The following is a 25,668-nucleotide window of genomic DNA, read 5'->3' on the forward strand; positions in this document are numbered from 1 at the left end:
GTCGATTGCCAGCCAACCGCCCCAGGAATGGCCGAGCATGTGCACCTTGCCGAGCCCCAGCGCCTTGCGCACCGTCTCCGTCTCCTCGACATAGCGGCCGATCGTCCACAGCGCCGGACTGGTCGGGCGGTCTGAAGCGCCCGTGCCGAGCTGGTCGAAGGCCACCACGCGATAGCCTTTGTCAATAAGACAGGAATGCGCATCGCGCAGATAGTCACAGGGCAGTCCCGGCCCCCCGTTCAGGCAAAAAATCGTCTCGGGGCCGGAGCCGAAGCTATAGGCGACGACCTTATAGCCATCGACTCCGATTTGGTGTCGCGCCTCGGGTTCGATTTCACGCCACATTGACCACTCCGGCGAAGATTCTCTTTGCTCAATATTTGAGCATGTCTAAATTTTTATCTCAAACGACGATCCGCGCCAGCTATAAGAAGTGATAGGGTCGCCAGGGAATACGATCCGGAGTCAGCCGATGCTTGACGAAATCGAAACCATCAGACGCCAGTTTACGGTTCATCAGACACTGGATGGCCGCATCGATCAGATCTTCGAGGCCATGAAGGCAATCGGCTTCGAAGCGCTGATATATGACTATACCCCGGTGGCTTACGATCTCGACGGCGCGATCATGCTTCCGTCGCTGCTGAAGCTTCGCAACATTTGCGGCGACATGCATGACTACTGGTTCAACCGCGGCTACTTCCGCATCGACCCGGTGCAGCAGGTCGCACTTCGCACCTCGACACCCTTCTTCTGGAGCTATGATGCCGACGCCGACACGCTGATCCGCCGCTTCATGACCGAGGATACCGCGCCCGTCGCCCGCTATCTGAGCGAAAGGGATATGTCGACTGGCGTGACGGTGCCCATTCATATGCCGCGCGGTGACTATGCCACAGTCACCGGCATCCGCTTCGGGGGCAACAAGGAATTCGAGCGGCACGCCCTGCGCTATATCGCCGATTTCAATCTGCTCGCCCATGTCTTCCATGAAGCGGCCTACAACCTCTTCGATGCCGACGTCTTCCATGTCGGCAAGGCCAGGCTGACGGAACGGGAGCGCGAATGCCTGCGCTATTCGGCCGAAGGGTACTCCGCCAAGGAAATCTCGCGCGTCATCGACCGCTCGGTGCCGACGGTGGTCATGCATCTGACCGCCGCGGCCAAGAAGCTCGGCGCCAAGAACCGCACGCAGGCCGTGGTTCGCGCCACCCACTATCGCCTTCTTGAAGAGCGCTCATCCTATAACTTGTGATAGCTGCCGCGCTCTAAAGCACCACGCTATGCTTTCTCAATTGCTCACCGCAGCGTCGCGTGTCACTCGTGGCGCGCAAAGGCGGCGGTGACACCTCGAATCTGAATGGAGATCCATGTGGCCGCAATTGCGTCGAAGGAAGCCTTTCTGCCCTTTCGCGAGTACCAGACCTGGTATCGCATCACCGGCTCGCTCGACAGCGGCAAGCTGCCCCTCGTTGTCGCCCATGGCGGTCCTGGCTGCACCCATGACTATGTGGATTCCTTCACCGGGATTACCGAGATCGACGGCCGCCCGGTCATTCACTACGACCAGCTCGGTAACGGCAATTCCACCCGCCTGCGGGAAAAAGGACCGGATTTCTGGACGCCGGCGCTCTTCCTGGAAGAGCTGGATGCGCTCCTGAAGCAGGTCGGCATTCACGACCGCTACGCCTTGCTCGGCCAGTCTTGGGGCGGCATGCTCGGCGCGGAACATGCCGTGCGCCGGCCGAGGGGCCTGAAGGCGCTCGTCATCGCCAATTCCCCCGCCAACATGCGTACCTGGGTCGCTGAGGCCAACCGGCTGCGCGAGGAACTGCCGCAGGAGGTGCAGGATACGCTCTTAGAGCACGAGCAGGCCGGAACGATTACCGACCCCGAATATATCGCCGCCTCGCGAGTCTTCTATGATCGCCATGTCTGCCGCGTCGTACCCTGGCCGCCGGAAGTCGCACGCACCTTCGCCATCATGGACGAGGACAACACCGTCTACCGCAACATGAACGGCCCAACGGAGTTCCATGTCATCGGCACGATGAAGGACTGGACCATCGAAGATAGGCTGGCGCTCATCGAGGCCCCGACGCTGCTGATTTCGGGCAAGTTCGATGAGGCGACCCCGCTGGTCGTCAAGCCCTATCTCGACCACATTGAGAGATGCGAATGGGTGCTCTTCGAGCAGTCGAGCCACATGCCGCATGTGGAAGAGAAGGCACTCTGCCTGGAGACGGTTTCGGCTTTCTTGCGACGACACGATTGACAGGAAGCAGGCGCCGCAGACCCAGCGCCGGTGTTCTGGCAAGCGCCCCGGGGCTCGCAGCTATTTTGGACAGCCTTCATCGCTTCGCCGAAGCGATTGCGGGCAGAAGCTGCGGCCCAGGACCGCAGTTTCTCTCGTCAGTTGGCCAGATGCTCCGGCGCAAACCCAGTCGCGGATCGACCGTCCAGCCATGGGCGATGCGCACCGAGCAGATGTCAGGCCGCCCTGAAGCGGTCAAAGGCGGTGAGACGCTTGATCGGTGGATCTGCGTCATCCCAGCGATAGACTTGCGTACGCAGATAGCGCAGTTCGTCATCAAGTGCGTCTTCGGCAACCTCGACCCACCAGGATTTCGGACGGCCGTCACTGCCATCCGACCAGCGATAGCCGCGTGCTTTCAATTGATCCTTCATGTCGAAGGGGCTGTTTTCCGCAAAAATGCGGGCGCGTGATCGCTGGCTTGCTTCATAGAGCTCGGCAAATGGTGTTCGCCCCGCCTCTCCTCCACCCTCCGCGAGAACCTCAAGGAGAGCAAAGCAGTCATCAACCGCCCGGTGGCCCTCATGAAAATAACCGGCCTGCCCAATCAGATAACCGAGCTTTGTTCCTTCAAAGCCGCGCGACGCCCAGTCGATTTCAGAGACCGAACAAGCCCAGGCTTTTCCGGCAAAGATTGGTGAAAGGGCCTCGCAGAACGGCCGGTCGAAGCCGGCATTGTGGGCAATTACCAGATCAGCAGGCTCGACGACGGCACGAACCTGACAAAGATCAATCATCTGGTCGGCCACCATGTCGTGGGAGATACCTGTGAGACGTGTGATCTCCTCCGGGATTGGAACGCTGGGCTGCTGAAGAGCGCTATAGACGCCGATGACATCGCCGATATTGCCGGTCTCATCGAATGTGAACGCGACCGCGCCAATCTCAATAATCTCGTCCTTGCGATGATTGAGGCCGGTTGTTTCAGTGTCGATGATCACGCCTGTCAGCGGAAATCCGGGTCGCGCAGCCGTGATCACCAAACGTGGCTCGAGTTTTGTCAGGATACGGTAGCGGCCAGTCTCGTGGAGTTGCCGCACCATATCATCTTCGCTCAACGCAGTCGGTGAACGGCGCTTCGTCGATGAGCCTGCGCCCTTTGCAGGTGCTGCCCCGTTAGCATCAAACAGATCGAACTGCTGCGTCATTCGCTCTCGGCCTAATTCTCAGATGGTTCTGCGGACTGCATCATCCGCCAAAGTCGCTATAAGACATCCGCTCGAACAAATCAGAAAGAAAGTTGAGGCCGAAAAGATCAGTGGCCGCTCCCGGCGCCCCTGTTGTCGTCGCGACCGAACAGCAGCGCCGACAGCACGCGTCGGAAAACAGCAGCGGGCCTGCGGCGGAGTTCATCTTCAACGGATCGCCGGGGCCGCAGGAGAGAACCAAACAATCCCTGCGCCTGCTCCAGGAAGGGCGCTGCCCCGTTACGCAGGAGGCAGACCACCTCGAGACGCAGGTCCGAAACACCATCGAGCTCGGCATAGGGAAGCTGGTCAAGCCGGCAGGCGGCGTCCCTGTGCGCGAGCGATGCGATCCGCCAATGCGTGTTGTCGCGGTAGCTCGGCGCGCGCCAGTCGGCAACCCTCGCGTCTCGGCCGAAGTTGATGAAGCAGGCATTGCCATAGCGGCTCTTCTGGATCTCGACAAACGTCGTCGCAAACCAGCCGGTGCGATGCCAGCGGACCCCTTGCCGGACAAAGCCGAGCGGCAGAAGGATATCATCCACTTCCTTCGTCAGAAGCTTCAGCGCCCGTTTGCGCGTCGTCGGATCGAGCCCAGCCTTCCATGCATCAATGGCATTGCTGTCGGCGTCCTCCATCGTTTTGTCGGTCTTTTCCACCTCTTGGCGTCCCCTCACCCGGGTCGAATGGCAGCGTCAGCAGACAGGAGGCGGGCGCGACGGTCAAGGGTCCGCTGCTCGTGCGTGGTCGACGGCAGCTGATTTGGATCCTCTGCCAGGCGAGGCGCAATCGCTGTTCGCGAGGCGTCTTGATCGTGCTAGGATCAGGCCTTTCTCCGAAAGGTATTCTTGTGTTGGCAATGATGATGAACGGTAATTGCGTGGGCGGCGTATACCCAACGATCCCGAGGTTATGTGGGGGCATTTTACTGCTCGTGGCAAACGCGGCATTCGCCGAAACCTTCGTAGACACGAATGTCGTGTCTGTCGTTGAAGGCGGACATTGGCAAGAAGACGGCGTCGGCGAAGGAAGTTACCGCGTCATCGTTGTGAACCAGGGCTTTGAGCATGTATCGTCGCGCGTCGTGGTGGAATGGAAATCGGTGCCGACTGAAACAGATGACGCCCAAATCGTCCACTCCGTGGTACTGGTTAAAGGTGGCTTCTACAGCATAGGCACGCCGGAAATGACTTTTTCCAAGGATGGGGCACGCCTCGAGTTGAGGGGCACTGCTACCTACACGCCCGCCATGCCGGTCGTTTGTCATTTCGGTCTTTCTCCTGGCGGCAAAGTCGCCCGGATCAAAGGGTGTGAGGATTAATGATCGGTCCTGCTTAAGCGGCGAAAACTAGGTGAAGGCGGCCAGGCCACGTCAATTGCCCGGCTGTCGCCTCGCCTCCGGCCCAACCACCGCATCTTGCTGTTGTCGGTTTTTCAACCGAAGTGAACCGGAAACATCCTGTTCTTGGAATTCGTGAGCATCAGTCGTCGCCTTCCAGCGACGCAAGCGACTTTACCAAACCCACGATCTTTTGCCGTATTCTGGCGTCTTTTACAGCAAGGAATGCGCGGTTTAGCGCGAGCCCCTCGGCGGTGGAAATAAATCCCGTCAGATCGTCCATGCCCTTCACTAAACCTGGTTCACTTTCATCCGCTCCCGCCATTCCTTCAAAAAAGAATGAAACAGGCACGTTCAGACAGTCGGCAATGCCCTGAAGCCGGCTCGCCCCCACCCGGTTGCTGCCCTTCTCGTATTTCTGCACCTGCTGAAATGTGACACTGACCCGTTCAGCAAGCGCTGACTGGCTCATGCCCAGCACCCGTCGTTGCATACGGATTCGCCTTCCAACTTCTATGTCGACTGCACTTGGCTCCTTCGCATTAACGGCTTTATTCATGATCTCTCCTTTGCGCCTCAGGGAATTAAAATGAGATTGTGCCAGTGTGGAAACGTTGTCGATTGATCCAATCTAGGTAGTTCTTGAAGAGGTGTCCCTCCCGAATCGCCCGGTCCGTTCGCTTCAATGACCGGCGTGTCTTTCGATCCCGGCCCAATGTTCCGCCCTGTTCTGCGCCCAGGATAGCTGCGCCCGGCGCGTGTGCGGTCAGAGCACACTGTCGGGCACCGATGAGAACGTTCCCGTGCCCATCCCCGATGCGCCCTCCCTCGACCAGTGGGGGTGGCGACCGCAAGTCCGCCAAAAGTACTACCCTTGGGTAATAGCGCTTCTCGTCGAAGAGGCTATCATGGATTCATCAAATTCGTACTGACGGCTGACCACGGATGTACTGGCAGCCGTCGTCGATTGATCAGGAAGGGCCGGTGCGCGTGTCGCCCGGCCCTTTCCTTTAGGATTTCGGCTGCCAGTTTGCCACGGTCCTTCATGGAGATGGGCTCAATGCCACTCCGAAACACCGTCAGGCCCAGTCGGGCGAATATCGGACCAAAGTCCGACCGTTTCTCAGACTTCGTGCCGATACCACCTTTCGGCAACTACAGTATGTTTGCACGCGAGCGGGTTGTGAATTTTTCGCTATGGCAAAGATCTTCGTGATTGCGATGTCACTCGTAATGGTTGTTTTCTGGGGTTCCGTCGGCGTTCTGATGTACTCCCTGCTTACATGAAGTCGTCCCAAACTCGTCCCTCCCGGCCGGGTCTTGATTCGATTGCTCGACGAATAGTTGACACCCATTGGGTAGCCGAACCTCCAGCTGTGCCCTATAGTCTCCTTTCAGCAATGGAGGTTGCCTAAGGAGGGTTTAGATTATGAGCGATACCGCTGTTGGTTTCATGGTGGCAGCTGAACTGTCGGCCCTGTTCTGGGCCGCGGCGCTCATGGTGGCGTTATCGATCTCTTGACGACGCACGGCCTCTTCGTCTTTACCTTGGCTGTCGCGACTTCGATGAGAAGCATTTGCTATCGGTTTCGACCTCCTGGCTGGTCGGCACGAATTCCCGCTCGTCGTGGTCTTCCCTCAGTCGCGAACTCCAGGCGGGCTGGCAAGGATCTGCCGACAAACTCGAGCCGCCCAGGCACACCGATATATAAATCAACAGGCTCCATACTTCCCATCGCAGAAATATGAGAATGCGGCAGGTGGATCCGGCGTCACGCTACCACAGACCTTTATGGCGTCGCCGATCTCGTCTCTTCCGCAGGGGCTGCTGGACGCAGTGATCTTTAACGTGTTGATCTGCAATTCCCACTCCCACGCGCAGAACTGCTCAGCCCTGATCGGTTCGGGCAGAACTGCAAAGCGCCCTACGATCTGATGTGCGCAGCAATTACGACCGGGCAGATCAATACCTGCCGCTAAATATTGGTGGGCAGCTTTTCTCGCGGCGGATTTCATACGAAGCAGTGGAAAGCGTGCGCCGAAGAGACTGGGCTGAGCCCGGATTTGACGCAGCTCTAGGAGAGGTGGCGGAATTCGATCGACTTGCACTTCGCCCGGCAATCGCGCTAAGGCTGCGTGATGGACGACAATATCATCAAGTTTCGCAAGCCCAGGCCGCCCCGTCAGCGAGATCCCCGCCTTCGTAAGATTCTCATTGTACTCGGCGTGCTTGCTTTGTTTGCGATTGCCTGGCTCTATTTCGCATTCGTGGGTGCCCCGGTGGCTTCTTGAGGCTTCGAAGAGGCAATGGCTGCGGTACTCTTCAGGGGAGAGGTTTGTCGACATGAGGCGACGAGCGGTCGGCTGCACCACTGGACTGCTTTGATCTAAGGTCGTTTGGGGCGTAACAGGCAGCTTCAACCGCGGTGTGCGAGACAAATGCACCAGCAAAATCGCCTTGAAGAGGTTCGAACTGAAAACCGTAGTGTTCGATTTCAGATTTGATCGCGCTATCGGGTGAACTCACGGACCTTGAGCGCCTCTTCGGTTGATGACGATTCCATAAATGCTCGTTGTCGCAGCGATCAAGAGCTGATGTTTTGCGCGACCACCGAAGCAAAGGTTCGACACAAGCTCCGGGACGAGGATCTTGCCCATCAGATGACCGTCCGGGGCGATGCAGTGTACCCCATCGGCTGCCGAAGACCACAGGTTACCTTCATCGTCGATCCGAAAACCATCCGCGCATCCGGGATCGATGGCGCAAAACACCTCTCCGCCGACAAGCCTACCGTCGGACGAAACATCGAAGACCCGGATATGCCGCGGATCTGAACTGAACATCCGCCCGGTATCAGCGACATAAAGGCGAGATTCGTCTGGACTAAAGGCCAGGCCGTTCGGGCAGGCAAAATCCGTCAGCACGGCTTCGATCTTTCCGGGGGCCTCCACCCGGTAGACGTGGCATGGCAGTTCTTGCTCGGCACGAAAGCCCTCGTAGTCGGTCATGATCCCGTAGTGCGGATCGGAAAACCAGATCGAATTGTCCGATTTTACCACCACATCATTAGGGGAATTTAGCCGCCTGCCCCGGTAGCTGTCGGCAATTACAGTGACGGAACCGTCGAGTTCCGTCCGTGTCACCCGCCGCGTTCCATGCTCGCATGTCACCAATCTGCCCTGCTTGTCGCGCGTATTGCCATTGGCAAAGTTTGACGGCGCTCGGAATACCGATACCCCAGCGCCCGCGGACCAGCGAAGGATGCGATTATTCGGAATGTCCGAGAACAGTAGGCATCCGGCGTCGCCGAACCAGACCGGGCCCTCGACCCAGTCAAAGCCGGTGGCGATCTGCTTGACCGGCGCATTGGGGAGCACATAGGTGCCAAACAGCGGATCAAGCACTTCGAAACATGACATTGCGTTCTTCTCCCAGATTTACCGGGCCATTCTTATTCGGACCGCCGGACGCGGGTTGCGACTGGTGTCAATTAAAGGCAATCTGCGCCTTCATCGCCTGGCTCCTATCAGTTGCCAGTTCGAAGGCCGTCACAGCGTCGGATAGGGGAAGTGTGTGGGTAATCAGCGGCTTCACGTCGATCAGCCCCTTTTGCATCAGTCCGACACCGGTCGCAAACTCGTCGTGAAAGCGGAAGGAACCACGCAGATCCAGCTCCTTGGCTGTAATCGCCATCATCGGGAGGTTCATGTCTCCACCAAGACCAAGCTGAATAATCACGGCGCGCGGACGAAGAGCAGCGATGCCGGCAACCAAGGCAGGCGCGGCACCGGAGCACTCGTACAGGACGTCGAATGAGCCCTTTTGGGCTGCGTAAGGGGTCAGCGCATCCGGCTCGTCTCCCATATTGATTGTCCTGTCCGCGCCGACCTTGCGAGCCAGCGACAGTGTGAAATCCGACAGATCCGTTGCGATGATTTCGGCAGCGCCAGCACGGCGGGCTGCGAGGATCGATAGAAGGCCGATCGGCCCGCAGCCGGTCACCAGAACCCGTTTACCCAATATTTCTCCGGCCCGGCGAGTAGCGTGAAGAGTAACGGCCAGGGGTTCTGCGATCGCCGCTTCGCCTGGGGTAAGGCCGTCGGCCGGCACGCACTGAATGGCATCGGCGATGAGGGCCTCTCGAAATGCTCCCTGGACATGCGGGAAAGGCATGGCACTGCCATAAAACCGCATATTGAGGCACTGATTGTGAAGCCCTTCCTGGCAGTATAGGCAGGATCGGCACGGCCGGGACGGAGAAACAGCGACGAGCTGGCCCGATTTCAATCCCTCAACGCCCGAGCCGAGTGCTTCCACATACGCTGACACCTCGTGACCAAGGATCATCGGCTCCCGCAGCCTGACTGCGCCGAAGCCGCCGTGATTGTAATAGTGCAGATCGCTGCCGCAGATGCCACCGGTGGCAAGGCGCAGGCGCACTTCTCCGGGTCCTGGCGCTTCGATCGGGCGCTCCTCGATACGCAGGTCTTTCGGTCCGTGAATGACGATGGCTTTCATCGGCGCGCTCCTTAAAGAACCGGGGTCAGCAGGGCCTGACCGGAAAAATGCGCCATGAGATTGTCACGAACAAGCTGTCCCATGGCCTTGCGTGTTTCGATGGTTCCAGATGCGTGGTGTGGCTGCAAGAGCACATTGTCGAGGGCGAGAAAACGTGGGTTGAGCTTCGGCTCACCTTCGAACACGTCAAGGGCGGCGGAGCCCAGCGCACCGCATTCGAGTGCATCAAGCAGGGCATTTTCATCGATATTGGAAGCGCGGGAGATATTGACCAACATCCCCTCCTCGCCGAGAGCCGCAATTACCTCGCGGCCGACGATGTGGCGGGTGGCTGCAGAAGCGGCCAAAGTGACGAACAGGAAATCCGAATGCGCCGCGAGCGCTACCGGATCGGCGATAAATTTCCAATCGGCAGCGAAATCTTTTGGCGCCCCCTCGCAATACGCGCTGCGCATATCGAAGCCCTGAAGGCGTTTGGCCACTTCATAGCCGATCCGGCCAAGGCCGAGTACGCCGGCGCGGCGGCCCCACACGCGACGCTTCAGCGGGTAGAGCCCCCTTGCCGCCCAGCTTCCGTCCTTTACCCAGCTTTCCGCGCCGATCATGCCGCGCGACAGGCACAACATCATCGCCACGCCAAGATCCGCTACGTCGCTCGTCAGCACGTCCGGTGTGTTGGTGACGCGGATGCCACGTTCCCGGCAAGCCGCCAGATCGACGGCATCAAAACCAACCCCATAGACTGAAATCAGCTCGAGTGAAGGGCAGGCTTCGATCATGGCCCGGTTGGCGCCGAGTTCGCCTCGCGTGGCAATCGCCCGGACATTGGGGCCGACAGCAGCAAGAAAGTCCGACTTGTCGGAGGCCTCGAAGTAGCGATGAACCGAAAATGCAGCATTCAGAGGCACTTCGTCCCATTCCGGATAGGGGCCGACTTGAAGGATCTGGGGTTTGCTCATTTCGGTGTCTCCGTCCCTTGACAATTAATGTTATCGATAACATAAAGATGGGCATTGCGAATGTCGAGACAAAAAATGAGGGAAACCATGGGGCAGGACTTGTTTGATTTGACGGGCCGCCGAGCCCTCGTCACGGGATCGTCGCAGGGGATCGGCCTTGCCCTTGCGCGCGGTCTTGCCAATGCCGGTGCCGAAATCGTGCTCAATGGCCGCGACGCTGCAAAACTTGCGGAAGCCGCCAGCGGCCTCGGTGGCAGCACGCATCAATTGGCATTCGACGCGACCGATCATGGGGCCGTTCGCGCAGCGGTGGATGGCTTCGAAGCAGCGATCGGTGCGATCGACATCCTCGTAAACAATGCGGGAATGCAGCATCGCACTCCGCTCGAGGACTTTCCGGCGGACGCGTTCGAGCAGATCATGCGGACCAATATCTCAACAGTTTTCAACGTTGGCCAGGCGGTCGCACGACACATGATCAAACGCCAAGCAGGCAAGATCATCAATATCGCCAGCGTACAGACTGCATTGGCGCGTCCCGGCATTGCACCCTACACGGCGACCAAGGGCGCCGTCGGCAACCTGACCAAGGGAATGGCGACCGACTGGGCCAAATACGGGCTGCAATGCAATGCCATTGCGCCCGGCTATTTCGATACCCCATTGAACGCCGCATTGGTTGCCGATTCCGCCTTTTCCGCATGGCTGGAAAAGCGCACGCCGGCCGGCCGCTGGGGTAAGGTGGACGAACTCGTCGGCGCCTGCGTGTTCCTCGCCTCCAACGCATCCTCATTTGTGAACGGACATGTGCTTTATGTTGACGGTGGCATTACGGCCTCTCTTTGAGGTTCGGCAGCGAATGGTGCTGATGGGGGTTGCGGGGTGCGGCAAGTCCTCGGTCGGGGCCGCACTTGCCGCACGATTAGGGGCGGCATATCTCGACGGCGACGATCTTCACCCGTCTGCGAACATCGACAAGATGAGCCGCGGCATGGCCTTGAACGATGAGGATCGCTGGCCATGGTTGACGCTCGTGGGCCAGACTCTTGCCAAGTCCGAAGGGCCGCAGATCGTCGGCTGTTCGGCGCTTAAGCGAGCTTACCGCGCTCACATCACGCAAACTTCCGGAGAGACAATCACCTTCATTCATCTTGCCGGTACGCCCGAAGTCATCAAGGCGCGAATGAATGCACGAAAAGGTCATTTTATGCCGGCCGGCCTGCTGACGAGCCAGTTCGCAGCGCTGGAACCACCAGACGCGGGCGAAAACGCGTTCAGCGTGGATATCGACCGACCGCTCGGCGCGATCGTCGAAGCAATCGTCACGCAATTGGAAGGAGTGAAAACATGACGAACAAGGTTGCATTGATCGGTGCCGGCGCGATGGGCGGCGCCATTGGAACGCGGCTCCTCGAAACCGGGGTTCATTTGACGGTCTTTGATCCTGACGCGGCCAAGATGCGCGAGTTGGTCGACAAAGGCGCTCTGCCGGCGGCAAGCGCGGCGGAAGCAGCCGGCGGCTCGGACTATGTCATCCTCAGCCTCAACTCGGCGAAAATCGTCCGCCTCGCCGTCTTCGGCGAAGGCGGCGTTGCAGGCGGCGCCAGGCCCGGAACTGTCATCATAGACATGTCCTCGATCGATCCGGAGGCGACGAAGGCCCTGGCGTGCGAGGCGGCGCAAAAGGGCCTGCGCTGGGTCGACAGTCCCCTGTCGGGTGGCGCGCCCAAGGCATTGGTCGGACAGCTTACGCTTATGGCCGGCGGCAAGGAACAAGACGTCGCTGATGCCTACGAGGTGCTGCGGCACGTTGCCTCGAATTACACCCATATGGGGCCTGCCGGCGCCGGCCAGACAACGAAGCTGATCAACCAGGTTCTCTGCGGGCTGAATTTTCTGGCCGTGGCGGAAGCGACGCAGTTGGCCCTCGACGCTGGCGTGGATGCGGCAAAGATTCCGCAGGCATTGAAAGGCGGCCGGGCCGACAGCGCAATCCTGCAAGAATACATGCCGCGCTTTGTCGTCAAAGATTATCGTCGCACCGGCCGGATCGACAACATGGTCAAAGATTTGAGCGGGGCGCAGGATCTCGCCCGTCGCACCAACACCGCCATGCCGCTGACGGCGCTGTGCGCCGAAATTCACCGCATGCTGACTGCCGCCGGTCTCGGCGGTGAGGACCAGGCCGCCCTGATGGAATTTTTCAAGGGACCCAACAAGGACATCGTACAATGATAACACGCTATGCCCTCTTCGAAGGAAAAGTGAAGGACGGTCAAACGGAGGCGTTTCGGGCCGCAGTGCTCAACGACATCCTGCCGAAATGGAAGGCCTTTCCGGGCGCCCTCGATGTCCGGGTAACCTTCGCCGATGCCCGCGATGAAGGAGCGCCGGAAATTCCGATGATCCTTGCGATCAACTATCCCGATCTCGCAACAGTCGAGACCGCGCTTGCAAGTCCAGCCCGCACCGCGGCAAAGGCAGCGACGGAAGAAGTATTGGCACGTTTTTTTGACGGGCGAATCCATCATCATGTGACCCAGGCAAACGAATTCCCGCTCTAAGCTCGACGCCGTGGCGGCGAGCTAATCTCTCGGCTGTTCGACTACCGGCAAGCGGGCGACCCAAAGCATCGGCTGTCCGTTGAACGGGGCAAGTCACAACCTGCTTGCAAATCATGCGTAAAGCCGGTTGTATGGATCTGGTAACGATAACATGGATGCAGATGCCCAATATTCGTAAACCACCAACCATGGCAGATGTCGCCCGCATGGCAGGCGTGTCGCCGATGACGGTGTCGCGTGCTTTCAAGCGCGACACCTCCGTCAGCCAAGAGACACGCGAGGCTGTCAGACGCGCAACCGAGGAGCTTGGTTACGTCTTCGACAGCACGGCTTCCAATTTGCGATCACAGCGCACGGACTTCGTGGCCGTTACGATCCCCTCGATCAACAATGCTAATTTCGCCGATACGGTGCGGGCGCTGTCGGACGGATTGTCAGATAAGGGCTTACAGGTTCTGCTCGGCTACACAAACTACGACGTTCGTGAAGAAGAACGGCTGATTGAGCAGCTCTTGCGGCGCAAGCCCGAAGCAATCGTGGTCACGGGCGGCAAACATACATCGCGAGCCCGAAAACTCCTGTCGAATGCCGGCATCCCCGTCATTGAAACCTGGGATCTTCCGGAAGACCCGATTGGACACGTGGTCGGGTTCTCCAACGCATCGGCGGTGCGCGAGATGATCGATCATTTTGTCACTGTCGGCTATAGAAAGGTCGCCTTCATTGGTGGTGATGCCGATCGCGACACGCGCGGCAGCGATCGGCGGGCCGGCTTCATAACCGCGATGGAGGATCACGGGCTGGACGCGACACGTCTGATTGCCGCCGGGCCGCCGCCGATTTCAATGCGCGAGGGCGCGAATGCGATGGGCCGGTTGCTGGAGCATTTCCCAGATACCGAAGCGGTCATCTGCGTTTCTGATCTTTCGGCCTTCGGCGCCCTTACCGAATGTCAACGGCGCGGCGTCGCGGTGCCGGACCAGATTGCCATCGGCGGCTTCGGCGATTACGAGATCGGCGCGATTTGCGTTCCCAGTCTGACAACGATCAATGCCTTTGCAGCCGACATCGGAGCAAAAACGGCGCGGCTCATTATCGACGTCCTGGACGGGTCGCTTTCAGACAGCGTGGGCGTGATAACGATCCGACCGGATTTGATCCTGCGCCAAACTAGCCGCTGAGGAAATAGCGGGCCGGAAGAAGATTGCCTGCCCACCCGCCCTGTCACGATTACTTAACGTCCGATTTCACAAACTGCCGCAACTCGGGCGTCTGTGGATTAGCGAACAGCTCTTTGGATGCCCCCTGCTCCCAGATCGTGCCCTTGTGCATGAAGATCGTCTGCGTAGCCACCCTGCGCGCAAAACCCATCTCATGCGTGACGAGTATCATGGTCATTCCATCGCGGGCCAATTTCTCCATGACCGTCAGCACTTCCTCGGTCAGTTCCGGATCGAGCGCAGAAGTGACCTCGTCGAAGAGCATCACCTTCGGGCGCATTGCAAGTGACCGGGCAATCGCCACACGCTGCTGCTGGCCGCCGGAAAGCTGGTCCGGATAGGCATCGAATTTTTCCGACAGGCCCACGAGCTGGAGGACCTCGCGGGCGATCTCCCGTGTCTGAGCCTTCGCAACGTCTTTGACAATGCGGGGCGCCAGCATGATGTTCTCGCCCACGGTCAAATGTGGAAAGAGGTTGTAGCTTTGGAAGACGATGCCGACATCGGTGCGCAGGCTTCGCAGCGCCTTTGCGTCTCCTCCAAGCGCATGGCCGGCGATTTCGATGCGGCCGGAGTTGATCTTTTCCAAGCCGTTCATGCAGCGTAGCAGCGTGCTCTTTCCAGAACCGGACCGGCCGATCAGTGCAAAGACCTCTCCGCGCCCGACGCTGAGCGATACGCCCTTGAGAACCTCGAGCGCACCGAAGCTCTTGTGAACATTTTCAACGATTACTTCCGGCATGAAGCCTCCTTTCCAGCCAACGCGACAGCTGGGACAATGGGTAGCAGACGACGAAATAAAGAGCGGCCACCGCGATGAAGACGCGGAACGGCTGGAATGTCGTGTTATTGACAAGCTGCCCTGCGCGGGCGAGTTCGACGAAGCCGATGATCGATGTGATCGACGTGTTCTTCACCACCTGCACCGCAAAGCCGACGGTTGGCGGCAGCGAAACGCGGATTGCCTGCGGCAGGATGATGTAGCGATATTGTTGAAGGCGGGTCATGGCAAGCGATTCCGAAGCTTCCCATTGCTGCTGAGGCACCGCCTGGATGCAGCCGCGCCAGATCTCCGCGAGATAACCTGACGCGTAGATCGTCATCGATGCGCCGGCGGCAAAGAGCGGCGGCAGCTCAAGCCCGGCAAGGCTGAGGCCGTAATAGGACAAAAACAGGATCATCAGCACCGGAATGCCCTGGATAACCTGAATATAGGAACCTGCGGCAAAGCGCACCGCCTTGACGGGTGAGGTACGGGCTAGCGCCACGGCAAAGCCGAGCAGACCTCCACCGACAAGGGCGATGACCGTTAGGAGAATGGTCCACTGCAGTGCTTGCAGCAAGAATCCGAACTCATCGAAACCGAATGTTCTCAGCGTCATGCCGGCACCTCCGGCAGAGCCGTCATCGTGCGGCGGGCAACCCGCCTGCCAAAAAGCCACATGCCGATGAATGCCAGGGCTGCGCGCAGCGCCAGCGCCAGCGCCAGATAGATCAGCGTGACGACAATATAGACTTCGAAGGACCGGTAGGTCTGCGATTCGACGAAAGCGGCCGAGGCGGCAAGCTCATGGGTCGAGATTGCCGAGCAGATGCTAGAGGCCAGCATCATCAACACGAACTGGCTGCACAGCGCCGGGTAAACCTTGGCGACCGCGGGCACCAGAATGACGTGGCGATAGATCTGGAAACGCGAGAAGCCAAGCGCCTCGCCCGCTTCGATCTGAGATTTATGCACGGCTTCGATGCCGGCACGGATGATTTCCGTTGAATAGGCGGCAAGATTGATGGTCATGCCGATCAGCGCCGCCGTATCGGCGCCCACGCGAATACCAAGCCCAGGCAGGCCGAAATAGACGATGAAGAGCTGGACGAGAAAGGGCGTGTTGCGAATCACCTCGACGTAAGCATCGACAAGATACCGCACGGCACCGCCCTTTATGGAGCGCAAGGATGCAAGCATGACACCTGCTGCCGAACCGAGAACGATCGAAAGGATCGACAGCTTGATCGTCAGCCAGATACCGCTCAGGATTTCGTCCTGATACTGGGCCAGCACGCCGAATTGAAATGTGTAGGACATAAGCGAGCTCCGTCGAAGTTTCGCGGCCTGCCGGTGCCTCACCGGCAGGTTCTCACGCAAGCTCAATCAGAAGGACGGAAGGGTCGGCATCGGACGGCCCGTCCATTTCGTCGCGATCTTGTCGAGATCGCCGGAGATTTTCATCAGATAGATCGACGTATTCAGCCATTGACGCAGTTCGAAATCGTCGAGCTTTGTCGCCATCGAGTTGCCTTGCTGGAAGAATGTGAAGCCGACCTGGAGGCCAGCGTCCGGACGCTGCTTGATGATCGCTTCTCCCACAGTCGATGGCAGTGCGACCGCATCCGCTTGACCGGCAATCAGCGCCTGCGCACTGGTGGAGTCGTCTTCGAAAACCACGAGCTCCATCCCGGGGACCGCCGCCTTGCGAAGAGCGGTTTCCTGTGACGAACCCCGATTGACCGCGACGCGCTTGCCCTGGAGATCGGCAAGGCTCGCAAACTTCTGGTCGGGACCGGATATGATATCCATGTTAAAGGCGCTGTAGGGCTGGGTAAACATGACGGTCTTGGCCCGCTCACCCGTCGGGGCCAGCGTCGCAACGAGAAAATCGACCTTGCCGGTCTGGAGCGCCGGAATGCGGGCCGGCGGCGTCAGTGGGACGAGCTCGACGGGCAGCGAGAGATATCCGGCAATCAAGTTGGCGACGTCAACGTCGTAGCCGGTCGGATTACCTTTTTCATCCACCATCCCCATCGGCGGCGCACCGGTCAGAACGCCGATCCGGACCGTGCCGCGTGATATGATGTCATTGAGCGAGACCGCCCCGGCTTCGGCCGTCATCGCCAAGGACGTGATGGCGAGTGCGGCTGCCGCTACAACCGCGCGCATAGAGTTACGAACATTCATGACATTCCTCCACCTGATTTGACTGAGCTCTTGCTCGTGCTTGCGATCTCTGGAGCGACAGAACCGCTCCATTACTCGCCTCCTCTGGATCCCCTTGCACGGGCATTGCATCTGAATCATGCAAGGGTTATCGTTAACCTCATTTTATGTTATCGATAACAATCGGGCTGTCAAGCCAGTTTTTACTTTTCAAGACAGGCGTGGGAATGAGGCAAGTGGCAAAGGATAAGACGCGGATCGTCACGCTGCTTGATGTGGCGGCAAAGGCAGGCGTAAGCAGCATGACAGTCTCAAAGGTGTTGCGAGGCGTCGGCAATATTTCCGAGGAGACGCAACAAAGGGTGAGATGTGCCGCAGATGAGCTTGGCTATCTGCCGAACACCCTCGCCGGATCATTGAGTTCGCGCAAGAGCCGGATGGTAGCCGTGATCATCCCCTCGATGAGCGACATCGTCTTTTCTGAAGTGCTGAGTGGGGTAAACGCCATCCTGCGCCCCAATGGACTTCATACCTTTATCGGAGAATCTCATTTCGATCCCGGCATTGAAGCAGATCTCGTGCGCGAGATGCTGTCCTTCCGCCCGGCAGGGCTTTTGCTAAACGGCGGCATGGCACGAAGCGCCGCTTGCGACAAATTGCTGGAAAGACGCACCTGCCCGGCCATTCAATTGTGGGATTGCGACAATGAGGATCTCGATTTCAGCGCAGGCCCTTCGCACACGGAGGCAGGGCAACTCGTTGCTGCGCATTTCCTGGAGCGCCGCCTGAGGCATGTTGCCTATATCGGCGCCGAATTGGAGAAGGATCTCTGCGCCCGCTGGCGCTACCATGCCATGCGGTCTACTTTTGCAAGCGCCAACATCGACGTGATCAGCATGGTTTGCGAGAATCGGCCGAGACAGGCCGAAACAGGACGCGCCCTTACGCAGGAATTGATCCGCGATCATCCCGAGATCCAGGCTATTCACTTTCTGAACGACGCGATGGCGCTTGGTGGCCTCTCCTATCTGTATGAAGCTGGAATTTCAGTTCCAGAGCAGATGTCCGTGGTGGGTTTTAACGGCACGTCCATCCCCAACACGGTCCGAACCAGACTTACGACCGTTGATGTACCTCGCGCCGAGATCGGAAAGACGGCGGCTCAGGCGCTCTTGAATATACTTGCACACGTGCACGTGAACAGATCGTGGCGGGCTGAGATCCAGCTCATTCAGGGCAACACGACGACGAAACGATAATCGACTGCCTGTTCATCCTTCCGTCAACATCGCTTGCGACGCAACGTGCAAAAAAAACGGCACCATTCGCGGTGCCCAGTTTCCGGGAGGGAGGCTGCTACATCTTGCCCCAGAGCTTTTTATACTCGTCGCGGTAACCGCTTTCCGGATCGAACGAGTTCTTGGGGCCGCCATCGAATTCGACATTGTCGGCGGTGACGACATGGAGCGGGGAGAGATAGCCAGACCACTGTTGGCCCGCAAAGGCGCGGTTCAGCTCGTCGACAAGCTGCCAGCCCTGCAGGTTGAGGGGCTCGGCGACCGTAACTTTCTGGAACTGGCCGGCGCGGATGCGCTGATAGGCCGATTCCGAGCCGTCACCGGCAGCGACATTGATTGGCGCGTCAGTACCGCCCTTGCCGGCGGCTGCCAGCGACGGGCCCATGAAGTCGAAATACAGATCGTTGATGGCGAGCGAATGGGTCCACTGGTCGCCGTATTTTTGCAGCAACGATGTCGTCAGCTGCGGCATGCGCTGGGAGGTTTCGGCAATGGGCGTATCGACATATTCAAGAACTTTGCCGCCGAGTTTTTCGATCTCCTCTTTCATCTTGTCGGCCTTGGCGATGGCAATCGCATAGGTCGAGTCGGTGAAGATTACGACACCTGGTTTGCCCTTCGCATCTGCATAGGCCCAGTCTGCCGCCGACTTGGAAACTTCCATCGCGTCGGTGCTGACATTGGCGAAAAGGCCGGTTTTTTCGTCAGGGCCGATGACCGGACCCGCGTGCCAGGCGACGAGCGGAATTCCCGCAGCCTTTGCCTGCTCAAGAGCCGGCGCCTGCTCGACGGCATCGAAGCCGTTGATGATGATCCCGGCCGGCTTCAGCGCCATGGCCTGGCCGAACGCTGCCGTGCGGCCGCCGATCGAGCCCGCTCCGTCGAGAACCTTAACCTGCCAACCGATGGCAGCTGCGGCCTCCTCGACGCCGGTGGTAACGCCCAAGATGCCGCCGTTCTTCAGATCGCCGGCGAGCACGACGATCGTCTTTCCCTCCTGCGCCTTGGGTCCTGTCTTCGGTCCGTCCCATGTGGTGATGCGGGTCGCATATTTTTCGACCACCGCCTTGGCGTCGGACATGGCATCTGCCAGTGCCGGCCCCGCGAGCATCAAGGCCAGTGCGGCGACGGAACTCTGGATGAGCGTTCTGCGTTTCATGGTTCTTCCTCCCTTTGAAGATTGTGAGCCGACGGCAATCAGTTTTTCGGTGGGTTTGCAGATCCCGGACTCGCGGCTGCCGTTTTTCCAACTGCACCCCGTTTCCTCTGCGCATAACCGGCGATGCCAATGGCCACGAGCAGGGTGATGCCGTTGAAGAGTGGTTCGACGAAGAACGAGCCACCGAATTGCTGGATGCCGGAAATGCCGACGGCAAGAATGATGACACCGGTCATCGTACCCCAGACGTTGACGCGTCCAGGCTTGATGGTGGTCGAGCCGAGAAAGGCACCGACGAGCGCCGGCAGCAGGTACTCGAGGCCAACACTGGCCTGGCCAATACGCAGCTTCGAGGCGAGCAGGACGCCTGCAAGTGCAGCAAGGGTGCCCGAGGAGACAAAAGCGGCGATGACAAAGCGGCGGACCGGAATGCCGTTCAGCGCTGCCGCTTTCGGATTGGCACCGATCGCATAGATATAGCGGCCAATCGGCAGATATTCGAGAATGAGCCAGAGCGCAACGGCAAGCAGCAGCACATAAAAGCCGGTGATCGGTAGGCCGAAAACCATGGTGCCGTTCAACGAGTAAAAACCCTCCGGCAAGACGCCAACCACCTGGCGCCCGCCGGTGTGCCAGAGTGCCAGCGCGTAGAGGACCGTGCCAGTGCCGAGCGTCGCAATGAACGAGTCGATGCGAGCGACCTCCACCAGAAGACCGTTGAGGAAGCCGGTGATAGCCCCGAGTGCAAGCACGATGACGACTGCGACCGGCCATGGCACGCCGAACACGGTTTGCAGGCTGATCGCAAGAATGTGCCAGAGCACGATGCCGTAGCCGACCGTAAGATCGATGCGGCCGGCAGCCATCGGGATCATGGCCGCCAGCGACAGGAGAGCGATGATCGCCTTGTCGGAGACAATCGAGCGGAGATTGAGAACCGTCGGAAAGGTCTGCGGCAGGAGAACCGAAAACAGCACGATTAGCAGCAAAGAAAGGATGACCAGGCCGTAAACTGGCAGGAACCGCAGGAGCTTCTGCGTATAGCTGAGGCCCGCCAATTCGGCTCGGGTGGGCTCAAGGGCGGTGGATTCGATCGACTGCATTATCTTCTCCCGGAACTCAAGCGGCCTCTGAAGCCGACGCGGCAGCGATCACCGCCGATGTGGTTAAATCCGCACCTTGCAATTCGCGTACAATCCGTCCGCGTGAAAACACCAAGGCACGATGGCAGATATGTGCGATTTCCTCGAAATCCGTCGACACGACGACGACAGCCAGACCCGCCTCAAGCGCACGGGCGATCAGCCGATAGATGTCGGCCTTGGCGCCGACATCGACGCCTGCGGTCGGATCCTCGGCGATCAGAAGCTTGCGGCCAGTTGCAAGCCAGCGGCCGACAACCACCTTCTGCTGGTTGCCCCCCGATAGCGCCTCGATCGGAAGGCTCTGGTCGTTCGGCCTCAATCCGACACTCTCGCCGATCGTGCGCGCCAGGGACGCTTCTTTAGACGGCGACAGGAAAGAAAGGAGCCTGCGTCCGGACGCTGCCGGATTGAGGAAGGTGTTTTCCCGAAGCGACAGCGACATGGCAACGGATTCTTCGGTGCGGTCGCGCGCAATCAGGCCTATGCCGGACCTCATTGCAGCGACCGGGCTCGACAGGTCCGGTACTACCCCACCGACATCTACTGCGCCGGAAAAAGCTTCGCAGCCAAAAAGGGCCCGACCGATCAGTTCCTGACCGGCGCCGCGCAAGCCAACCAACCCAAGCAGCTCTCCTTTCCGGATATCAAAGGAGACAGGTCCGGCGCTACGGCAGGCAAGATCCCGAATGCTGACGATCGTCTCACCCGGATTGCTTGTCGCTTTGGCGAAGAGTTGGTCCGTCTTGCGGCCGACGATCATTTCAATCAATTCGTCCGGCGTAGTCTGTGCCACCGGCTTCTGGCCAACCAGGCGTCCGTCGCGCAAGACCGCGACCCGGTCGGCGATGCGGAAAATCTCATCGAGCCGATGCGACACGTAGATCATCGCCACCCCTCGCGCTTTCAGCGGACGGATAGCATGGAAGAGACGCTCCACCTCATCGGCCGGAAGGCTGGCGGTCGGCTCGTCGAGAACAAGCACGTCCGCTTCCACGGCGAGCGCGCGCGCAATTGCCACAAGCGACTTTTCGGTCCGGGTGAGATCCTGGACACGCGTCGACGGATCGAAGTCGCAGCCGACGAGATTCAGCGCCTCCCTGGCTCGCTCCTCCGTTCGCTTCCAGTCGATCAGGCGCGAACGCATCGAGAAACCCTGCGCCAGTCCGACATTTTCGCCGACCGTCATCCATTCGATCAGACCAAGGTCCTGGTGGATAAAGGCGAGAGGCTGACGTTCGTTAGGCTTTGGCGGCCGATGGACATAGGGTTCACCACGAAACTGAATATCGCCGCCGTCCGACTTGTAGATGCCGGCCAGGGTCTTGATGAGTGTCGATTTGCCCGCGCCGTTTTCTCCAAGAAGCGCCAGGATCTCCCCCGGATGCAAATCCAGCGATACCTGCGACAAGGCGCGAGTGCCGCCGAACTCCTTGGTGATGGAGCGAAACTCCAGCAGTTTTTCGCTCGACATCGGCGCTCCTCCCAAAGCTCTGTGAACTTGCAAGGCATCGTATGTTATCGATAACAATACTGTCAACAGGGAATTGCGCGTCAGCTGGTCGCACACAAGGCATTGCAATGGCTGCTTTCTTCAAGCTCATAAAGTCGCCACGCATCGACACATGCGCCCGCGCCAGCCGTTCGTGATCGTCGACGAACCAAGGCGATCGGCCGCCCGCCTAGAAGAGCGCGCCGCCGCGCAGCCCTTTGAGATATCGGGACGTCGCTCGGATCCCCAAGCCGAATTGCACTTACAGGACCACCTCCAGAAGCAATTCGTTGAAATCCTCTTGCGTGTTCGGGATTACTGCTCGGGCTGACAGATGAAAACACGATATACGACTGGGCTTGCTCGAAATGCCCCGACGGAATCCATTCAATCGTCCGAAGCGGTGGACGTCGCCGCACAGTAATAACCTCATAAAAAAGGCCCTGCGGGCTGGGGGGCAGACGGGGCAGGGCCAGATGCCAGAATAGGACTGGCGGAACGCACGTCTCGTGGGCGTCGATGGTCTGTGAGAGCGTGCGCGAGATCGAAGAATACCATATTTCTCACGCATCGAAGCCTGTCCCAAAGGCTTAAGCGAAGGAGTAGTAAGGCGGCCACGTCCCAGCGTGAGCAAGCATTTTTTAGATCCACAAGTGATCTGACACGCGCGAACACGTGTGCCGGAAAGGGCATCCGGCGCGGCCAAGGAATGCTCAAGATTTCGGCCGCGATTTGTCGCGCCGTCAGACAACACGATATCATCGATCTGATCAGCCCCACTTTCCCGATAGTTATCGCTTCAACGCAGAGCCGCTGCCCTTCCATTGCCGACGGACATGCGGTCCGCCGGCGAGGTGACATTCGTACCGCGTCCCGCGCATGTCGAGCACGGTTGCACAAGCGTTACTATTGCGGCAGAGTAAGCCTACCGCCAGCTCTCCATCAAAATTGCAACGCTCTTTGGAATACCCGTGTCAGTCTCTCGGCAAAGGCACGGGGATCGACGGGTCTGTCGCCATCAAGGATCCGTGCTTGGTCAAGCAGGAGCAATGCTGCATCCTCCCTTAGCGAGGAGCCGTCGTCTTTGGCAGCAATTCCTTTCACCAGCGGATGGTCGAGATTGATCTCGAGGATAGGCTTTGCAGCCGACTGGAGCCGTCCTGCGCCCTGCAGTATCTTTTCCATCTGGCGGTCGTAGCCTTGCTCAGATGCGACGAGGCAAACCGCACTTTCCGTCAGTCGATCGGAGGCACGAACATCCGAAACCTGCTCTGCGAGCGTCTCGCGGGCAAAGGCGATGAAGCTCTCGAGATCCGCCGACGTTTCACTCTTCGTGGCTGCTTCGTCATTGGGCGTAGCGAACTGCGCCAGGTCGGCTGTCCCTTGCGTGATCGATTTGAAGGTCCTTCCTTCGAATTCGGGTGCATTCATCACCCAGAAGCTGTCGATAGAGTCGGTTAATAGCAGGACCTCGATGCCGCGAGCGCGAAATCCTTCTAGCTGCGGCGATGCCTTCAGCTGGTCCAGGCTGTTGCCGGTCAAATAATAAATTGCGCTCTGATCCTGTTTGGCATCTTTCACATAATCTGCCAGAGAGCGATACCCGTCATTCGAGGCCGTGGTTCTAAAGCGCGACAGGGCAATCAGCTGCGAGCGGCGTTCGAAATCCTCGTAAATGCCTTCTTTAACGACTGAACCGAAATTCTCCCAAAACTTGATGAAGGCGTCCGCGTCGGTCTCGGCGAGTTTTTCGATCGCTGCTACGACCCTGCTGGTGACGCCCTTCCTGATCGCCGCCAGAATCGGGCTCGCCTGGATCATCTCGCGCGAAACGTTGAGGGGAAGGTCTGCCGTATCGATCAGGCCTCTCACAAAGCGAAGATAACGCGGCATGAGTTCGGTGTCGTCGGTGATGAAGACACGCTTTACATAAAGCTTCATCCGGCCCTTGCGGTCAGGATCAAACATGTCGAACGGCTGCGATCCCGGAACAAAGGCTAGTGCAGTATACTCATGCCGTCCTTCGGCCCGGAAATGAACAGTCACGGCAGGCTCGTCGTACTGTCCGGAAATACCGCGGTAGAAATCCGTATATTCTTCGGTCGAAATGTCACTTTTCGAACGAGTCCAAAGAGCGGTACCATCGGTGAGCTGGATCGGTTCGGCGCCCGGCTTTTCAATGATCTTGATCGGCACTGGAACATGGCCGGACTGCTCCTTGACGATCCGCTCGACCGACCACCGGGATGTGTAGGTCTTGGCGTCCTCCATCAACTGCAAAGTGATACGCGTGCCACGCGACGGAGAATCCACCACGTCCACGGGGCTGACGCTATAGCTGCCCCGACCATCGGACGACCACAACCAAGCCTCATCGGCGCCCGCACGCCGGGAAACCACGTCCACGCGTTCGGCAACCATGAAGCAGGAATAGACGCCGACCCCGAACTGTCCGATCAGTGGTGCGCCCTCGCCGGCCTTGTTGGCCTCAATGCGCTCCATGAAGGCACGGGTTCCCGAGCGGGCAATGGTGCCGAGCGCCTCGATCAATTCGTCACGACTCATACCAATACCGTTGTCCTCGACGACCAACTGGCGCTTTTCCTCGTCGAGCGATAGCGTGATCCGGCTGTCCGGATCGTTTGCAAGCAGTGTGGGTGTGGCAATCGCCTCGAACCGAAGCTTCTCGGACGCATCGGCGGCGTTCGAGATCAGTTCGCGCAGAAAGACATCCTTATCCGAATAGACTGAATGCACCATCATATGCAGAAGGCGCGCCACATCGGCTTCGAAGATGTGGTTTTCGGCAGTGTTGTGCGCGGCGGTCGTCGTCATGCGTCATGATCTCCCATGATGGAAAAAACGATCGATCAGGTGGCAAAGACTTCGGTTGAATTCAAGAGGTTTCTTTAACGTCGAAATGAAGCGCAACACCCAATTCGCAGTGTCGATTGTCGGTGACGCGACCAATTCTTCGCTAACGATCTCGGTGTGCTTGGAGGGGCCACCTTTTATGGAGCGCGCTGGTGGGCCCTCAGAGCGCTTTTTCCAATAGAACTTTCTTTTAGCAACGAAAGGGCGCATGATTGATGCTGGTCCGCAGATGAAGATCAGGCGTGACGCCTGGAAAACGACTTGCTCTTGGCTGCAAGGAGCAAATCATGTCACGGAATGTCTCCAACATCCATGATGGCTAAGACGTGACCGACAAGCCAGTTGTGATACGTCCATTCGGGATGAGCCTCGTAGCGAGGCTATCGAGATGGCAGGTGAGCTCTGCGGGGACCGGCTCTTTCAACGGAATGGGCGCCTTTGACGGGCGGATGATCGCTGCGCGGGAGGATGGAACGACCATTCACGTTCTATCGGCCGCAGCGACGATCGAATGCCCCTAATCGCCATTCGATATGGCGCCTCTGGAGCTTTCCGAAGCAACCGCTGCAGAAATGTCAGAACCGTACAGAGCGCCCTCAAGTTCTGGCCCTGGGCTGTGCTTGGAGGCATAAATCAGCGAATTGCTAATCCTCATGACGCTTGGTGTGGGAC

25 protein-coding genes are annotated in these 25,668 nt (G+C 58.8%); 9 read left to right on the forward strand and 16 right to left on the reverse strand.

Translation table 11 applies throughout. The features are described from left to right. The coding region (locus C9413_RS06045; protein ID WP_170250275.1) for an alpha/beta fold hydrolase at positions 1-345 on the reverse strand (345 nt) is incomplete at its 3' end. A 127-nt stretch (positions 346-472) separates the two neighbouring features. Here C9413_RS06045 and C9413_RS06050 point away from each other — a divergent pair. Continuing rightward, positions 473-1,255 carry a LuxR family transcriptional regulator gene (locus C9413_RS06050; RefSeq protein WP_040115036.1) on the forward strand — a complete coding sequence of 261 codons (783 nt, stop codon included), beginning with the start codon at positions 473-475 and terminating at the stop codon, positions 1,253-1,255. A gap of 105 nt (positions 1,256-1,360) precedes the next feature. Then, the gene (locus C9413_RS06055; RefSeq protein ID WP_040115035.1) at positions 1,361-2,275 is read left to right on the forward strand and encodes a proline iminopeptidase-family hydrolase; all 915 of its coding nucleotides are present in this window, start codon (positions 1,361-1,363) and stop codon (positions 2,273-2,275) included. Between the two features lie 215 nt (positions 2,276-2,490). Here C9413_RS06055 and C9413_RS06060 read toward each other — a convergent pair whose 3' ends face one another. Beyond that, complete coding sequence (locus tag C9413_RS06060) at positions 2,491-3,462, reverse strand: 3'-5' exonuclease (protein WP_040115034.1); 972 nt, start codon at positions 3,460-3,462, stop codon at positions 2,491-2,493. A gap of 107 nt (positions 3,463-3,569) precedes the next feature. Then, entirely contained in the window at positions 3,570-4,157 is a 588-nt protein-coding gene (locus C9413_RS06065) for a DUF4304 domain-containing protein (protein WP_170250276.1), read from the reverse strand. A 149-nt stretch (positions 4,158-4,306) separates the two neighbouring features. Between C9413_RS06065 and C9413_RS06070 the strand changes: the two genes are divergently transcribed. Next, entirely contained in the window at positions 4,307-4,819 is a 513-nt protein-coding gene (locus C9413_RS06070) for a hypothetical protein (protein ID WP_170250277.1), read from the forward strand. Between the two features lie 160 nt (positions 4,820-4,979). On the opposite strand, the gene C9413_RS06075 is transcribed toward C9413_RS06070, so the two are convergent. From C9413_RS06075 to C9413_RS06095, 5 genes are all read right to left on the reverse strand, one after another. Then, positions 4,980-5,396, reverse strand: a complete 417-nt coding sequence (locus tag C9413_RS06075) for a helix-turn-helix transcriptional regulator (RefSeq protein ID WP_040115031.1) — start codon at positions 5,394-5,396, stop codon at positions 4,980-4,982. A gap of 1,154 nt (positions 5,397-6,550) precedes the next feature. Beyond that, positions 6,551-7,183, reverse strand: coding sequence for a hypothetical protein (locus C9413_RS06080; protein WP_166677351.1), 633 nt, complete (start codon positions 7,181-7,183; stop codon positions 6,551-6,553). 177 nt (positions 7,184-7,360) lie between these two features. Next, positions 7,361-8,257, reverse strand: a complete 897-nt coding sequence (locus C9413_RS06085) for an SMP-30/gluconolactonase/LRE family protein (protein WP_040115030.1) — start codon at positions 8,255-8,257, stop codon at positions 7,361-7,363. Positions 8,258-8,324: 67 nt separating this feature from the next. After that, positions 8,325-9,356, reverse strand: coding sequence for an L-idonate 5-dehydrogenase (locus C9413_RS06090; protein ID WP_040115029.1), 1,032 nt, complete (start codon positions 9,354-9,356; stop codon positions 8,325-8,327). A gap of 11 nt (positions 9,357-9,367) precedes the next feature. After that, positions 9,368-10,315 carry a 2-hydroxyacid dehydrogenase gene (locus C9413_RS06095; RefSeq protein ID WP_170250278.1) on the reverse strand — a complete coding sequence of 316 codons (948 nt, stop codon included), beginning with the start codon at positions 10,313-10,315 and terminating at the stop codon, positions 9,368-9,370. An 87-nt stretch (positions 10,316-10,402) separates the two neighbouring features. Between C9413_RS06095 and C9413_RS06100 the strand changes: the two genes are divergently transcribed. The 5 genes from C9413_RS06100 to C9413_RS06120 all read left to right on the forward strand — a co-directional run bounded on the left by C9413_RS06100 (position 10,403) and on the right by C9413_RS06120 (position 14,060). After that, a complete protein-coding gene (locus C9413_RS06100) occupies positions 10,403-11,161 on the forward strand; it encodes an SDR family oxidoreductase (RefSeq protein ID WP_040115027.1) in 759 nt (252 codons plus the stop codon). 13 nt (positions 11,162-11,174) lie between these two features. Beyond that, complete coding sequence (locus tag C9413_RS06105) at positions 11,175-11,666, forward strand: gluconokinase (RefSeq protein ID WP_040115026.1); 492 nt, start codon at positions 11,175-11,177, stop codon at positions 11,664-11,666. Beyond that, positions 11,663-12,550 carry an NAD(P)-dependent oxidoreductase gene (locus C9413_RS06110; RefSeq protein WP_040115025.1) on the forward strand — a complete coding sequence of 296 codons (888 nt, stop codon included), beginning with the start codon at positions 11,663-11,665 and terminating at the stop codon, positions 12,548-12,550. The genes C9413_RS06105 and C9413_RS06110 overlap by 4 nt, the downstream gene beginning before the upstream one ends. Then, positions 12,547-12,879: a hypothetical protein gene (locus C9413_RS06115; protein WP_040115024.1), complete on the forward strand. Its 333-nt coding sequence runs from the start codon at positions 12,547-12,549 to the stop codon at positions 12,877-12,879. The genes C9413_RS06110 and C9413_RS06115 overlap by 4 nt, the downstream gene beginning before the upstream one ends. A gap of 161 nt (positions 12,880-13,040) precedes the next feature. Then, a complete protein-coding gene (locus C9413_RS06120; RefSeq protein ID WP_040116497.1) occupies positions 13,041-14,060 on the forward strand; it encodes a LacI family DNA-binding transcriptional regulator in 1,020 nt (339 codons plus the stop codon). Between the two features lie 49 nt (positions 14,061-14,109). Here C9413_RS06120 and C9413_RS06125 read toward each other — a convergent pair whose 3' ends face one another. From C9413_RS06125 to C9413_RS06140, 4 genes are all read right to left on the reverse strand, one after another. Continuing rightward, the gene (locus tag C9413_RS06125) at positions 14,110-14,841 is read right to left on the reverse strand and encodes an amino acid ABC transporter ATP-binding protein (protein WP_040115023.1); all 732 of its coding nucleotides are present in this window, start codon (positions 14,839-14,841) and stop codon (positions 14,110-14,112) included. Continuing rightward, positions 14,822-15,481 carry an amino acid ABC transporter permease gene (locus tag C9413_RS06130; protein WP_040115022.1) on the reverse strand — a complete coding sequence of 220 codons (660 nt, stop codon included), beginning with the start codon at positions 15,479-15,481 and terminating at the stop codon, positions 14,822-14,824. The genes C9413_RS06125 and C9413_RS06130 overlap by 20 nt, the downstream gene beginning before the upstream one ends. Further along, positions 15,478-16,182 (reverse strand): amino acid ABC transporter permease, encoded by a 705-nt coding sequence (locus C9413_RS06135; protein ID WP_040115021.1) that lies wholly within the window; start codon positions 16,180-16,182, stop codon positions 15,478-15,480. Before C9413_RS06135 ends, C9413_RS06130 begins: the two co-directional genes overlap by 4 nt. A 66-nt stretch (positions 16,183-16,248) precedes the next feature. After that, positions 16,249-17,052, reverse strand: a complete 804-nt coding sequence (locus C9413_RS06140; RefSeq protein WP_040115020.1) for a transporter substrate-binding domain-containing protein — start codon at positions 17,050-17,052, stop codon at positions 16,249-16,251. Positions 17,053-17,267: 215 nt separating this feature from the next. Between C9413_RS06140 and C9413_RS06145 the strand changes: the two genes are divergently transcribed. Next, a complete protein-coding gene (locus C9413_RS06145) occupies positions 17,268-18,290 on the forward strand; it encodes a LacI family DNA-binding transcriptional regulator (RefSeq protein ID WP_348648765.1) in 1,023 nt (340 codons plus the stop codon). Positions 18,291-18,387: 97 nt separating this feature from the next. On the opposite strand, the gene C9413_RS06150 is transcribed toward C9413_RS06145, so the two are convergent. The 4 genes from C9413_RS06150 to htpG form a co-directional block, all read right to left on the reverse strand. After that, positions 18,388-19,488 carry a substrate-binding domain-containing protein gene (locus C9413_RS06150; protein ID WP_040115018.1) on the reverse strand — a complete coding sequence of 367 codons (1,101 nt, stop codon included), beginning with the start codon at positions 19,486-19,488 and terminating at the stop codon, positions 18,388-18,390. A gap of 38 nt (positions 19,489-19,526) precedes the next feature. Then, on the reverse strand, positions 19,527-20,591 hold the full coding sequence (locus C9413_RS06155) for an ABC transporter permease (protein ID WP_040115017.1): 1,065 nt from the start codon (positions 20,589-20,591) through the stop codon (positions 19,527-19,529). Between the two features lie 16 nt (positions 20,592-20,607). Continuing rightward, positions 20,608-22,104, reverse strand: coding sequence for a sugar ABC transporter ATP-binding protein (locus C9413_RS06160; protein ID WP_040115016.1), 1,497 nt, complete (start codon positions 22,102-22,104; stop codon positions 20,608-20,610). Positions 22,105-23,064: 960 nt separating this feature from the next. Beyond that, positions 23,065-24,957 carry a molecular chaperone HtpG gene (gene htpG, locus C9413_RS06165; protein ID WP_170250279.1) on the reverse strand — a complete coding sequence of 631 codons (1,893 nt, stop codon included), beginning with the start codon at positions 24,955-24,957 and terminating at the stop codon, positions 23,065-23,067. Positions 24,958-25,668 lie beyond the last annotated feature (711 nt).

The organism is Rhizobium sp. SEMIA 4085 (genome assembly GCF_013004495.1).
GTDB lineage: Bacteria > Pseudomonadota > Alphaproteobacteria > Rhizobiales > Rhizobiaceae > Rhizobium > Rhizobium gallicum.

Bases quoted from the DNA above. Each gene is read 5' to 3' on its own strand.
- C9413_RS06050 (WP_040115036.1), top strand. From the start codon at position 473: ATGCTTGACGAAATCGAAACCATCAGACGCCAGTTTACGGTTCATCAG.
- C9413_RS06055 (WP_040115035.1), top strand. From the start codon at position 1,361: ATGGAGATCCATGTGGCCGCAATTGCGTCGAAGGAAGCCTTTCTGCCC.
- C9413_RS06060 (WP_040115034.1), bottom strand. From the start codon at position 3,462: ATGACGCAGCAGTTCGATCTGTTTGATGCTAACGGGGCAGCACCTGCA.
- C9413_RS06075 (WP_040115031.1), bottom strand. From the start codon at position 5,396: ATGAATAAAGCCGTTAATGCGAAGGAGCCAAGTGCAGTCGACATAGAA.
- C9413_RS06080 (WP_166677351.1), bottom strand. From the start codon at position 7,183: ATGTCGACAAACCTCTCCCCTGAAGAGTACCGCAGCCATTGCCTCTTC.
- C9413_RS06085 (WP_040115030.1), bottom strand. From the start codon at position 8,257: ATGTCATGTTTCGAAGTGCTTGATCCGCTGTTTGGCACCTATGTGCTC.
- C9413_RS06090 (WP_040115029.1), bottom strand. From the start codon at position 9,356: ATGAAAGCCATCGTCATTCACGGACCGAAAGACCTGCGTATCGAGGAG.
- C9413_RS06095 (WP_170250278.1), bottom strand. From the start codon at position 10,315: ATGAGCAAACCCCAGATCCTTCAAGTCGGCCCCTATCCGGAATGGGAC.
- C9413_RS06100 (WP_040115027.1), top strand. From the start codon at position 10,403: ATGGGGCAGGACTTGTTTGATTTGACGGGCCGCCGAGCCCTCGTCACG.
- C9413_RS06105 (WP_040115026.1), top strand. From the start codon at position 11,175: ATGGTGCTGATGGGGGTTGCGGGGTGCGGCAAGTCCTCGGTCGGGGCC.
- C9413_RS06110 (WP_040115025.1), top strand. From the start codon at position 11,663: ATGACGAACAAGGTTGCATTGATCGGTGCCGGCGCGATGGGCGGCGCC.
- C9413_RS06115 (WP_040115024.1), top strand. From the start codon at position 12,547: ATGATAACACGCTATGCCCTCTTCGAAGGAAAAGTGAAGGACGGTCAA.
- C9413_RS06120 (WP_040116497.1), top strand. From the start codon at position 13,041: ATGCCCAATATTCGTAAACCACCAACCATGGCAGATGTCGCCCGCATG.
- C9413_RS06125 (WP_040115023.1), bottom strand. From the start codon at position 14,841: ATGCCGGAAGTAATCGTTGAAAATGTTCACAAGAGCTTCGGTGCGCTC.
- C9413_RS06130 (WP_040115022.1), bottom strand. From the start codon at position 15,481: ATGACGCTGAGAACATTCGGTTTCGATGAGTTCGGATTCTTGCTGCAA.
- C9413_RS06135 (WP_040115021.1), bottom strand. From the start codon at position 16,182: ATGTCCTACACATTTCAATTCGGCGTGCTGGCCCAGTATCAGGACGAA.
- C9413_RS06140 (WP_040115020.1), bottom strand. From the start codon at position 17,052: ATGAATGTTCGTAACTCTATGCGCGCGGTTGTAGCGGCAGCCGCACTC.
- C9413_RS06150 (WP_040115018.1), bottom strand. From the start codon at position 19,488: ATGAAACGCAGAACGCTCATCCAGAGTTCCGTCGCCGCACTGGCCTTG.
- C9413_RS06155 (WP_040115017.1), bottom strand. From the start codon at position 20,591: ATGCAGTCGATCGAATCCACCGCCCTTGAGCCCACCCGAGCCGAATTG.
- C9413_RS06160 (WP_040115016.1), bottom strand. From the start codon at position 22,104: ATGTCGAGCGAAAAACTGCTGGAGTTTCGCTCCATCACCAAGGAGTTC.
- htpG (WP_170250279.1), bottom strand. From the start codon at position 24,957: ATGACGACGACCGCCGCGCACAACACTGCCGAAAACCACATCTTCGAA.